Here is an 11653-nt window from a genome sequence, read left to right as displayed (position 1 = left end):
ACGGCCCTTTTACATTCTAAACAAGCCGAAACGCGTCGGCTCGATGGGTGCGTTCAGCGTGGCGGAAAGCGACAGGCCAAGCACTTCGCGGCTCTTGCGCGGATCGACGATGCCGTCATCCCAAAGTCGGGCAGAGGCATAAAGCGGATGGCTCTGGCGTTCGAACATTTCGAGCGTCGGGCGCTTGAACTCCGCTTCCTCATCCGCCGACCACGTGCCGCCGGTGCGCTCGATCCCGTCGCGCTTGACGGTTGCCAGCACGCCTGCCGCCTGTTCGCCGCCCATCACCGCAATGCGGCTGTTCGGCCAGGTCCACAGGAAGCGCGGCGAATAGGCCCGCCCCGCCATGCCGTAGTTACCCGCACCATAGGAAGCGCCAATCAGCATGGTGATCTTGGGTACATTGGCCGTCGCCACCGCCGTCACCAGTTTGGCGCCATGTTTCGCAATGCCCTCGGCTTCATATTTGCGCCCGACCATGAAGCCGGTGATGTTCTGCAAAAACACCAGTGGAATGTTGCGCTGGCAGCAAAGCTCGATGAAATGCGCGCCCTTCAAGGCCGCTTCGGAGAACAGCACGCCGTTATTGGCGATAATCCCCACCGGCATGCCATAGACGCTGGCAAAACCGCAGACCAAAGTGGTGCCGTAGCGTGCCTTGAACTCATCGAAATCCGAACCATCGACCAGCCGCGTGATAACCTCGCGCACATCATAGGGAATGCGCGTATCGGCGGAAACGACGCCCAGAATTTCCTCCGGGTCATAAAGCGGTGCAGCACTATCGCCGCGCGGGATAAACTCACGCTTCTTACTGTTGAGATTGGCGGTAATGGCGCGCGCAATCTGCAATGCATGGGCGTCGTCATTGGCCAGATGGTCGGCCACGCCGGAAAGCCTTGTGTGCACGTCACCACCGCCGAGATCTTCCGCCGTCACCACTTCGCCGGTTGCAGCCTTCACCAGCGGCGGACCGGCCAGAAAGATCGTGCCCTGATTGCGCACGATCACCGTCTCGTCGCTCATGGCAGGCACGTAAGCACCGCCTGCCGTGCACGACCCCATGACCACGGCGACCTGCGGAATGCCTGCCGCCGACATCTGCGCCTGATTGTAGAAGATGCGCCCGAAATGGTCGCGGTCCGGGAACACCTCATCCTGATTGGGCAGATTGGCCCCGCCGGAATCGACCAGATAGATGCAGGGCAGACGGTTCTCGCCCGCGATCTCCTGCGCGCGCAGATGCTTCTTCACTGTGACCGGATAATAGGTGCCGCCCTTCACCGTCGCATCGTTGCAGACGATCATGCAGTCGCGGCCCGATACACGCCCGATGCCGGTGATAATCCCGCCCGAAGGAGCCGCGCCGCCATACATGCCATGGGCTGCCGTCAGCCCCACTTCCAGAAAGGGCGCCCCCGGATCGAGCAATTGCGCCACGCGCTCGCGAGGAAGCAGTTTTCCACGCGAAACATGGCGTTCGCGCGCTTTCTCGCCACCGCCATCGAGTGCAATCTGGGAAGCTTCACCCACCACGTCGATCGCCGCCAGCATCGCCTTGCGGTTAGCCTCGAAGCTGGCGCTGCGCGTCGAGATTTCCGATTTCAGAACTGCCATCAACGGGTCTCCTGAAAGAGTTCCCGTCCGATCAGCATGCGCCGGATTTCCGATGTGCCCGCACCGATCTCATAGAGCTTCGCATCGCGCAAAAGGCGGCCCGTCGGATAATCATTGATGTAGCCATTGCCGCCGAGAGACTGGATCGCCTGAAGCGCCATCTGCGTGGCATTTTCCGCCGTGTAGAGAATGCAGCCCGCCGCATCCTTGCGCGACGTCTCGCCCCGGTCACAGGCAGCCGCCACCGCATAGGTATAGGCGCGCGAGGCGTTGAAGGTCACATACATGTCGGCAAGCTTGCCTTGCATCAGTTGGAACTCGCCAATCGGCTGATCGAACTGCTTGCGCTCATGCACATAGGGCACCACGACATCGAGGCAGGCCGCCATGATGCCGAGCGGACCACCCGCCAGCACCACGCGTTCATAGTCAAGACCGGACATCAGCACATTGACGCCCTTGCCGACTTCGCCCAGCAGGTTTTCGGCAGGCACTTCACAATCCTCGAACACCAGTTCGCAGGTGTTGGAACCGCGCATGCCAAGCTTGTCGAGCTTCTGCGCGGTCGAGAACCCCTTGAAACCTTTTTCAACGATGAAGGCGCTGATGCCGCGCGGACCTGCCGACGGATCTGTCTTGGCATAGACCACCAGCACATCGGCATCCGGGCCGTTGGTGATCCACATCTTGTTTCCGTTGAGAACGTAACGATCGCCGCGTTTCTCGGCGGCAAGTTTCATCGAAACGACGTCGGAACCCGCACCCGGCTCAGACATGGCGAGCGCGCCGACATGCTCGCCGGAAATAAGTTTTGGCAGATATTTCGCGCGCTGCTCGGGAGAACCGTTTCGCTTGATCTGGTTGACGCAGAGATTGGAATGCGCGCCGTAGCTCAGGCCGATGGAAGCGGAAGCGCGGCTGATTTCTTCCATCGCAATGCAATGGGCGAGATAGCCCATGCCAGCGCCGCCATATTCTTCTGGCGCCGTAATGCCGAGTACGCCAAGCTCACCCAGTTCACGCCAGAGATGCATGGGAAATGCATTGTTGCGGTCGGTTTCAGCGGCCAGCGGCGCAATGCGGCTTTCCGCAAAACGGCGCACCGTATCGCGAAGGGCTTCGATCTCCTCGCCAAGACCGAAATTCATGCCCGATGCAAACATACTCGTCCTCCACAAGTTCTGCCCGGTGTCCATCTTTTGCAAGACGGCTATGTTCCGGCCAGAGTGTCCCGTGGCGACCAATTAGGCAATGGCTTTGCGTGGCGTTCTGTGGCTATTTATTACCGGATAACGAAATTTTGTTGCGCCCGTTATCCGGCAACTCCAAGCAATTGGAGGGTAATCAAATCAATCCTCATGAAGCTCGGCAATATCGCGATAAAGCTCCAGCGCTTCCGGGTTTGCCAGCGCCTCGCGATTCTTCACATCGCGCCCATGCACGATATCGCGCACGGCGAGCTCCACGATTTTTCCCGACTTGGTGCGCGGAATATCCCGGACCGCCACAATCTTTGCCGGAACGTGGCGCGGCGTGGCACCAGTACGAATCTTGGTCTTGATGCGTGCCTTGAGGTCGTCGTCCAGCGCCACACCTTCGGCGAGGCGCACGAACAGCACCACCCGCACGTCATTATCCCAATCCTGCCCGATACAGAGCGCCTCGGCGATCTCCGGCATCTGTTCGACCTGATTGTAAATCTCCGCCGTACCGATACGCACGCCGCCGGGGTTGAGTGTCGCATCGGAGCGGCCATGGATGACGATGCCGTCATGCTCGGTCCATTCGGCAAAATCGCCATGGCACCAGATATTGTCGAAACGCTCGAAATAGGCGGCCTGATATTTCGCGCCTTCAGGATCGTTCCAGAATTGCAGCGGCATGCAAGGGAATGCCTTGGTACAGACCAGCTCACCTTTTTCGCGGCGCACCGGCTTGCCATCGTCGTTCCAGACATCGACTGCCATGCCAAGGCCAGCACCCTGAATTTCGCCCAGCCAGACCGGTTCGGTCGGAACGCCCAGTACGAAGCAGGACACGATATCCGTACCGCCGGAAATGGACGCGAGATGCACGTCCGGCTTGATCGCTTCATAGACGAAGGCAAAGCCTTCCGGCGATAGCGGCGAGCCGGTCGAGGAGACGGTGCGCAGCGCTGAAAGATCATGTGTCTCGCCGGGCTTCAAACCGGCTTTCAGCACCGCGTCGATGAATTTCGCCGAAGTGCCGAAATAAGTCATACCCTCGGCGGCGGCATAATCGAACAGCACATTGCCATCGGGATAGAAGGGCGAACCGTCATAGAGCAGAAGCGTGGCGCCCGATGCTATGCCTGAAGCCAGCCAGTTCCACATCATCCATCCGCAAGTGGTGAAATAGAAGAAACGGTCGCCATCACGGATATCCGCATGCAGGCGGTGTTCCTTCAGGTGCTGCAACAGCACGCCGCCTGCGCGATGTACAATGCATTTCGGAATGCCCGTCGTGCCGGACGAAAACAGGATACAAAGTGGATGATCGAAAGGGAGCCGCGTGAACTCGACGTCTTTGGCCTTGAACGGTTCCAGAGCCACATCAAGCGCAATTCCCTTTTCAGCGCGGTCAGCAACGGCTTCCGCTTCGCCGAGATAGGTGACAATGACCGCACGTTTCAGCCCCGGCAGCTTTGCCGTCACCTCAGCAGCCTTGTCGGCAACTTCGATGCGCTTGCCATTGTACCAGTAGCCATCGCAGGCGAAGAAAAGCTTTGGTTCGATCTGGCCGAAGCGGTCGAGCACGCCCTGTATGCCAAAATCCGGCGAGCAGGACGACCAGACGGCACCGATGGACGAAGCGGCCAGCATCAAGGCCACCGCCTCCGGCATATTGGGCATCATGCCCGCCACGCGGTCGCCCGGCTGAACCCCTTCCGCCAGCATGAATTGCTGGAGTTTCGAGACCAGCGCGTGAAGATCGTCCCATGTCAGGCGGCGCTCGATCTTGTCCTCACCGCGAAAGACGATGGCTTCCTCGCCACCCTCATGGCGCAACAGGTTTTCGGCAAAGTTGAGCCGTGCCTCGGGGAAGAATTTTGCGTCACGCATATGGCCTTTATCGACAAGGGCCGTTTTGCCACGCTCGCCGATAACCTCGCAGAAATCCCACACAAGCTGCCAGAAGCCGCCGCGATCCTCGACCGACCAGCGATGCAGCGCGGCATAATCCGGCAGGCTCAAGCCCGTGCGCTGTTCTGCGCGAATACGGAATTGCTCCAGATTGCTGGCGGCGATGCGCCCCGCATCCGGTTGCCATAGCGGATGGTCATGCGAAAACTGCGTGGGGACTGCGTTGGTGCTCATCATTCCTCCCAGAACCATGTGGAATTAGACCCTCTCTCGATCAACTCCGACACGAGTTTCTAAAAGAGAGTTTCCGATACGTCCATGCTTTTCCCGTGACTTGGCTATCAAAGGCTCATCCCTTGTGTTGCCCTGCACTCAATTGTGATTGCCGGACAGGCAGGCAGAATCTAACCTGCACCTTGCTTTATGGGAAAGCGTAACATAACTACAGCCCGCGTCGGAGTTCATCCTGATGTCCTTCGGTGCAAACGAAATATCCAGTTCTCAGGGCGGGGCGAAACTCCCCACCGGCGGTAACGGACCAAGTGTCCGAAGCCCGCGAGCGCCTGACACGGCAGACGTGTCAGGGTCAGCAGATTCGGTGCAATTCCGAAGCCGACGGTCATAGTCCGGATGAGAGAGAACGAGGTTGGAATCATGCTCGGCTGGACGGCTTGCCGTCTTCGTCCTGCAGTCTTTCTTCCCGTACCCTGAGGTAACAGGCTTGCCAGAGCAAGTTCCGCCTGAAGCGGAACGCTCTGTCCATTTGTTTTGCCGCATTTATGCGACGTCAAATGTTTCCATTTGGCTGCAAAATGCTCCGAAGGAAGAAACCGTTGAGCCAACTTGCCTCTTCGCCAACTTTGAAACCGACCATACGCGGAGCAGCGCTGATGGTCGCGGCCTGTTCGGCCTATGCCGCCGTCAATGTCGCCACCCAATGGGCGGGAACGCGTACCGGTATTCCCTCCGTCATCATCGCCTTCTGGCAATATGTGATCGCGCTAGTGCTGACCTTGCCCCTGCTCGTTCGCGACGGCACGAGAGCCTTGCGTACCAGCCATTTCGGTCTTCACGTCATGCGCGTCGCGCTGGCTGCCGCTGGCGTACAGGTCTGGATTTATGCGCTGACCCATGTGCCGATCTGGCAGGTGGTCGCGCTGTCCATGACATCGCCATTCTTCGTCATCCTGTGCGCACGGCTCTTTCTGCAGGAAAAGGTCACGCCGGCACGGCTGCTGACCACATTCACCGGATTTATTGGCGCGCTGATCATCATCGCACCCTGGTCGGATTCCTATACGGTCTATTCGCTCCTGCCGATTCTGGCCGCGGCGTTGTGGGCCGGCTATTCGGTGATGACCAAATATCTGACCCGTTTCGAAAAGCCCGCCAGCATTTCGGCCTATATGCTGGTACTGCTCACGCCCATCAACGCGGCACTCTGGCTGGCATCCGGCTTAAGCATGTCCGCAATCACCGCGCCGGACGTCGAAATCTGGTCCATATTGATCGTCATCGGCGCATTCACAGCTCTCGCCCAATATTTCCAGACGGCAGCTTATTCGATAGCGGATGCGGTCTATCTGCAACCGTTCGATGACCTGAGACTGCCGATCAACGTGATCTTCGGCTGGATCGTGTTTGCAGCAGCGCCAAGCATCAACTTCTGGCCGGGAGCGGCCCTGATCATCGGCGCATCGCTCTATCTGATGCGGCAGGACAGCGGTACGTCGCGCACCGCCTGATCGATCCGGTGAGGATGCCTGCCTATCGGGAGACGGGCAGGCCGTCGCGCGTGGAACCAGAAAACCCGCTTGAGCCTTCCGATCTGCTGACCCATGCGTCAATTCTTTTCACCAGCCAGCGGTGAACGGGATTTTCGAACAGGTGGTAAGAGGCAATGGCAGTCAACACGCTTGCAAGAACACCTGCAGCGATGAGCAGGACCGCGCCTGCCGTCGCCTCGCCCCATCGTTCCGGAGCAGCTTTGAAGAAAACCATTCCGACCGCAGGATGGAGAATGAAGATGCCGAAGCTGTAACGGGAAAGCCTTGTGAATCCGCGCCATTGCAGCGGTGTATAAATGCCCCGAGTGGATGCGGCATAAAGCACATAGACACCCGCATAGAGGAAGGCCAGCCGCCAGGGGCCTTCAAGCGTGTGCGGTTCGTCCGGCCCGTTTGCCGGGTGATAGAACAGAAAGACAATCAGGCAAGTGGCAAGCAATGCCTTGATTGCCGATGCCGGCATCGGTGGATGTTCCCGGCGAGCAAGCCACATTCCAAAGACAAACGAAGGCAAGGCTCGCAAGACCCCGGCATCGGACAATTGAATGCGTGTGAGTGACAATACGCCAAGCTGTTGCGCCAGATAATCACCGCCCACGGCTGCAGCCATCACACCGACGAGAACCCAGCTCCCGAAACGACGGCACAACATATCGAACAGCGGAAAAGCGAGATACATGGCAAAAAGGGCACTCAACGACCAGCTGACATAATTGTAGGACAAGGTGCGCCCCAAACCCCAATTATGAATCAGCAGTAACTGGGTCAGCCCGTCTCGCCAGCTCATGCTGGGTTCGACCAGAGGATGCAGAATTCCCGCTGCTGTCAGGACAGAAAGAAGCGCGAAACAGGAGAAGGTCACCACGTGCAGCGGATAAATCCGCGCGAGCCGCTTCCCAACGAAAGCTACATAACGCGGCCAGCTCCAGAGATAATTTTGTCTTCTTGCCAGAAACAATCCAGAAACAATAAAAAAGACATCGGTAAAATAAGCAAATGTTAATATAAAAGAATTCAGAATCTCATCATTTACCGGAACCCGGAAAGAAAAATGGAAAATTGCGATTCCTATACATAATAAAAACCGCAACCCATCAAAATCTTGGAGTCTTTTCATTTGAAAACACTGGAACTACTTCACACAATTTCTGTTTAGCAATTTTTTAGGAATTGTCGAGTGCAACTTGAGCGGGAAATAGCGCCATCATGCTAATTTCAATAAGAGCGTCAGTCCGCTGCAGCAAAATGTTCCATCTGGTCGGTAAAGGCTTTCTGGAATGCCGGCCGTGCCGTCGCGCGCCCGACATAGGCCCGGCAGACCGGATGCTGCGCCAGACCGTCGAAATGGTCAACCAGACGCAACACGTCGGCCATCAGAATATCGGCAACCGAAAACTGATCCGTCAGCCATTCGCGGCCTGACAGCGCCTGCTCCATGTGCGCCAGCCGACCGGCAAGGAAGCTGTCCATGAGCTGACGCCCCGGCGTCTGCTCCTCATCACCGGTGAATTTATAAAGGGCGAGCGGCAAGGCGGCCATTTCGACCGAATTCAACGCCGCGAACAGCCATTGTATGACCTCGTTGCGTGCCCTCGGATCAGGCGGCAACAGCGCATCGCTCTTCTCGGCTATATGAAGCAGGATGGCGCCGCTTTCGAAGACCGACATATCACCGTCGATCAGCCATGGCACTTGCCCGAAAGGCTGATGGGTGAAGTGTTCCGGCCCGCGATTCTTGAATGGAACGCCTTCGACACGATAGGGCAATCCGGCTTCTTCCAGCGCCCAGCGCACGCGAAGATCGCGGACGAAGCCACGCGGCATTTTGGGAACCCAGTCGAATGTCGCCAATATCATCTCAGTCATGGGAAATGACATAGCGCTTGGACAGGCTTTGTCCACCGACAGCCATTGTGCCGACCGATGACGGTGTCCGTTCTGGTTAGTTGAGAAGAAACATTTGGTGGAGCCAAGCGGGATCGAACCGCTGACCTCCTGCATGCCATGCAGGCGCTCTCCCAGCTGAGCTATGGCCCCATCAGACCTCTTTCGAGGCGCATCAGGCAGGACTTGCTGCCCGGTGTGGCGGCTTATTAAATGGCGTTTGTCAGAAGATCAAGAGCTAAATCGCAACTCTTTTCACATCTGCCGAAAATAATTCACAGATCACGCCGAAGCCTCATCCGGGATATGCTCCAAACGCAGCGAGGCGACCCGAAGGTCGCCTCGCAAAAGCATCCGGTCTTGACCTGTGTAACAGATCAGCCTTCCTCGTCTTCACCGCCGACGCCGCCGCCGAGAATGCCCGACATGTCGTCGTCCTCGTCTTCCTCTTCTTCGAGGAAGGTGTCTTCATCGTCGTCGCCGAGATCGACATCGTCGTCGTCCATATCCGGCAGGTCGTCGCCGCTGCCCTTGGTTTCGTCGTCGGCATCCTCGAGAGAGACGAATTCCGGCTTTTCGAGTGCCGTATCCAGTTCTTCCTCTTCGGTTTCCTCTTCGACAACGCGGCTTTCAAGCGTGGAGTCGAAATAGGAACGCGGATAGGAAATGCCGGTGTAAGGCGAAACGATCGGGTCGCGATTGAGATCGTAAAATTTCTTGCCCGTTTCCGGGTCGATACGCTTGGTACCAAGTTCAGCTTTTGCCACGTCTAGCCTCGTTAATTCGCACGGGGACACAAATTCATAAAATCGCGCCGGAATGCCTGCCTTGAAGCATATAGCCCTTCACCATGCTGTTCATGGAGCCATATGGCAAGGGGCAAGTCTTAAGCGCGTTTATATTGTTGTCCGGTGCATAAACGCAATTTGGCGCGTTTGTCAAAGCCAAACGCAAAGGGATGTGCAGACTCTTGGCTCTCCCTCCTGATTATGGGTTTCATCCGCACCGCGTATTCGCGGATGACCGCACAATATTACTATGCTAGGGAAGCCCGGCTTATCTCTCAATCCCGGCGCGTGTCCGCGCCAAAAATGTGACTGTGAAAAATCCATGTCCCATTCTGCACCCCCGAAACCAGCAACCGCCCGCCGCTCGGAGGCACTTACGGGCGAAATTCGCATTCCGGGTGACAAATCCATCTCGCATCGTTCCTTCATGTTCGGCGGCCTTGCATCGGGTGAAACCCGCATCACCGGCCTTCTGGAAGGCGAAGACGTCATCAATACCGGTCGCGCCATGCAGGCCATGGGCGCGAAAATCCGCAAGGATGGCGATGCCTGGATCATCAATGGCGTCGGCAACGGCTGCCTGTTGCAGCCCGAAGCAGCGCTCGACTTCGGCAATGCCGGAACCGGTGCGCGCCTCACCATGGGCCTTGTCGGCACCTATGACATGAGAACCTCCTTTATCGGCGATGCCTCGCTTTCCAAGCGCCCGATGGGTCGCGTGCTGAACCCGTTGCGTGAAATGGGCGTTCAGGTGGAAGCAGCCGAAGGCGACCGCATGCCGCTGACGCTGATCGGCCCCAAGACGGCCAATCCGATCACCTATCGCGTGCCGATGGCATCCGCACAGGTCAAATCCGCCGTGCTGCTCGCCGGTCTCAACACGCCGGGCGTTACCACCGTCATCGAGCCGGTCATGACCCGCGACCACACCGAAAAGATGCTGCAGGGCTTTGGCGCCGATCTTTCGGTTGAAACCGACAAGGACGGCGTGCGCCATATCCGCATCACCGGACAGGGCAAGCTTATCGGCCAGACCATCGACGTACCGGGTGATCCGTCGTCAACGGCTTTCCCGCTCGTTGCCGCCCTTCTGGTCGAAGGTTCGGATGTTACCATCCGCAACGTGCTGATGAACCCGACCCGTACCGGCCTGATCCTGACGTTGCAGGAAATGGGCGCCGATATCGAAGTGCTCAATGCCCGTCTTGCCGGCGGCGAGGATGTCGCCGATCTGCGCGTGAAGGCCTCCAAGCTGAAGGGCGTTGTCGTTCCGCCGGAACGCGCTCCGTCGATGATCGATGAATATCCGGTTCTGGCCATCGCCGCGGCCTTCGCGGAAGGCGAAACTGTGATGGACGGTCTCGACGAACTGCGCGTCAAGGAATCGGATCGTCTGGCAGCGGTTGCACGCGGCCTTGAAGCCAATGGCGTCGATTGCACCGAAGGCGAGATGTCGCTGACGGTCCGCGGTCGTCCCGACGGCAAGGGACTGGGTGGTGGCACTGTCGCAACCCATCTCGATCACCGCATCGCGATGAGCTTCCTCGTCATGGGCCTTGCATCGGAAAAGCCGGTGACGGTTGACGACAGCACCATGATCGCCACGTCCTTCCCCGAATTCATGGACATGATGCCGGGACTGGGCGCCAAGATCGAACTGAGCGACGCGCGATGACGCCGTTCATCGTCGCTATCGACGGACCGGCCGCCTCGGGCAAGGGAACCCTTGCCCGGCGCATTGCCATTCACTACGGCATGCCGCATCTGGATACAGGGCTGACCTATCGCGCTGTGGCCAAGGCGCTGATCGACAAGGGGCTGCCGCTCGATGATGAAGCGGTGGCGGCTGACGCCGCGCTCAATCTCGATCTGCGCGAGATGGACAAGGCGGTCCTTTCCGCTCATGCGATCGGCGAAGCGGCGTCGAAGGTCGCGGTCATGCCGAAGGTCAGACGTGCGCTTGTCGAAGCGCAGCGCAATTTCGCCAATGCCCTGCCCTCAAGCGTGCTTGACGGGCGCGATATCGGCACTGTCGTCTGTCCCGATGCAGCCATAAAGCTCTTCGTCACGGCGTCGCCGGAAGTGCGCGCCGAGCGTCGCTTTGAAGAAATCGTGGCACGCGGCGAGAAGGCAGATTTCGCGGAAATCCTGGCGGACCTCAGGAAACGCGACGAACGCGACACGAACCGCATCGATTCTCCGCTGAGGCCCGCTGAAGACGCGCACTTGCTAGATACGAGCGAAATGAGTATAGAAGCGGCATTTCTGGCCGCAAAAAAGCTGATCGATCATGCTTTGGCGCAGCATCGGGGATGAAACCGACAAGTTTTTAGACTTTTTGGATCTCATTATGCCCCGAAAAGCTGGATTATCTTGAGTTCGGACCTATATAGGCTGCACTCATACTGAAAAGCCTGACTTCGCGTTCCACGCGCCGGTTGTCTGCAAAGACGGGGCCGAGGTCGGGCATAAC

At 58.1% G+C, this 11653-nt stretch carries 9 protein-coding genes, 1 tRNA gene and 1 riboswitch; of the genes, 3 read left to right on the top strand and 7 right to left on the bottom strand.

Annotated elements, in window-relative coordinates; all coding sequences use genetic code 11:
* Nucleotides 1-9 precede the first annotated feature (9 nt).
* From KWJ32_RS06430 to KWJ32_RS06420, 3 genes are all read right to left on the bottom strand, one after another.
* A complete protein-coding gene (locus KWJ32_RS06430) occupies nucleotides 10-1617 on the bottom strand; it encodes a carboxyl transferase domain-containing protein (RefSeq protein WP_151609678.1) in 1608 nt (535 codons plus the stop codon).
* The gene (locus KWJ32_RS06425) at nucleotides 1617-2780 is read right to left on the bottom strand and encodes an isovaleryl-CoA dehydrogenase (protein ID WP_011982274.1); all 1164 of its coding nucleotides are present in this window, start codon (nucleotides 2778-2780) and stop codon (nucleotides 1617-1619) included. The genes KWJ32_RS06430 and KWJ32_RS06425 overlap by 1 nt, the downstream gene beginning before the upstream one ends.
* Before the next feature lie 186 nt (nucleotides 2781-2966).
* Nucleotides 2967-4955: an acetoacetate--CoA ligase gene (locus KWJ32_RS06420; protein ID WP_151609676.1), complete on the bottom strand. Its 1989-nt coding sequence runs from the start codon at nucleotides 4953-4955 to the stop codon at nucleotides 2967-2969.
* 259 nt (nucleotides 4956-5214) lie between these two features.
* A riboswitch (FMN riboswitch) is annotated at nucleotides 5215-5367 on the top strand.
* Nucleotides 5368-5554: 187 nt separating this feature from the next.
* Between KWJ32_RS06420 and KWJ32_RS06415 the strand changes: the two genes are divergently transcribed.
* Complete coding sequence (locus tag KWJ32_RS06415) at nucleotides 5555-6466, top strand: DMT family transporter (protein ID WP_255412123.1); 912 nt, start codon at nucleotides 5555-5557, stop codon at nucleotides 6464-6466.
* A 22-nt stretch (nucleotides 6467-6488) separates the two neighbouring features.
* Here KWJ32_RS06415 and KWJ32_RS06410 read toward each other — a convergent pair whose 3' ends face one another.
* The 4 genes from KWJ32_RS06410 to KWJ32_RS06395 form a co-directional block, all read right to left on the bottom strand.
* Nucleotides 6489-7625, bottom strand: a complete 1137-nt coding sequence (locus KWJ32_RS06410) for an acyltransferase (protein WP_011982271.1) — start codon at nucleotides 7623-7625, stop codon at nucleotides 6489-6491.
* Nucleotides 7626-7735: 110 nt separating this feature from the next.
* A complete protein-coding gene (locus tag KWJ32_RS06405; protein ID WP_029926094.1) occupies nucleotides 7736-8374 on the bottom strand; it encodes a glutathione S-transferase family protein in 639 nt (212 codons plus the stop codon).
* A 95-nt stretch (nucleotides 8375-8469) separates the two neighbouring features.
* Nucleotides 8470-8545, bottom strand: a tRNA-Ala gene (locus tag KWJ32_RS06400).
* Nucleotides 8546-8769: 224 nt separating this feature from the next.
* Complete coding sequence (locus KWJ32_RS06395) at nucleotides 8770-9159, bottom strand: TIGR02300 family protein (RefSeq protein ID WP_010657838.1); 390 nt, start codon at nucleotides 9157-9159, stop codon at nucleotides 8770-8772.
* A gap of 343 nt (nucleotides 9160-9502) precedes the next feature.
* Here KWJ32_RS06395 and aroA point away from each other — a divergent pair, with 343 nt between their 5' ends.
* The gene (gene aroA / locus KWJ32_RS06390) at nucleotides 9503-10855 is read left to right on the top strand and encodes a 3-phosphoshikimate 1-carboxyvinyltransferase (RefSeq protein ID WP_011982268.1); all 1353 of its coding nucleotides are present in this window, start codon (nucleotides 9503-9505) and stop codon (nucleotides 10853-10855) included.
* Nucleotides 10852-11496 carry a (d)CMP kinase gene (gene cmk, locus KWJ32_RS06385; RefSeq protein WP_010657836.1) on the top strand — a complete coding sequence of 215 codons (645 nt, stop codon included), beginning with the start codon at nucleotides 10852-10854 and terminating at the stop codon, nucleotides 11494-11496. Before aroA ends, cmk begins: the two co-directional genes overlap by 4 nt.
* Nucleotides 11497-11653: the final 157 nt, after the last annotated feature.

The organism is Ochrobactrum sp. BTU2, from assembly GCF_024539785.1.
Classification (GTDB): Bacteria; Pseudomonadota; Alphaproteobacteria; order Rhizobiales; family Rhizobiaceae; genus Brucella; species Brucella anthropi.
The sequence above is the reverse complement of the archived record's forward strand: the minus strand, read 5'-3'. Positions and strand labels throughout refer to the sequence as shown.

Bases quoted from the DNA above. Each gene is read 5' to 3' on its own strand.
- KWJ32_RS06425 (WP_011982274.1), bottom strand. From the start codon at position 2,780: ATGTTTGCATCGGGCATGAATTTCGGTCTTGGCGAGGAGATCGAAGCC.
- KWJ32_RS06405 (WP_029926094.1), bottom strand. From the start codon at position 8,374: ATGACTGAGATGATATTGGCGACATTCGACTGGGTTCCCAAAATGCCG.
- KWJ32_RS06420 (WP_151609676.1), bottom strand. From the start codon at position 4,955: ATGAGCACCAACGCAGTCCCCACGCAGTTTTCGCATGACCATCCGCTA.
- KWJ32_RS06410 (WP_011982271.1), bottom strand. From the start codon at position 7,625: ATGAAAAGACTCCAAGATTTTGATGGGTTGCGGTTTTTATTATGTATA.
- aroA (WP_011982268.1), top strand. From the start codon at position 9,503: ATGTCCCATTCTGCACCCCCGAAACCAGCAACCGCCCGCCGCTCGGAG.
- KWJ32_RS06430 (WP_151609678.1), bottom strand. From the start codon at position 1,617: ATGGCAGTTCTGAAATCGGAAATCTCGACGCGCAGCGCCAGCTTCGAG.
- cmk (WP_010657836.1), top strand. From the start codon at position 10,852: ATGACGCCGTTCATCGTCGCTATCGACGGACCGGCCGCCTCGGGCAAG.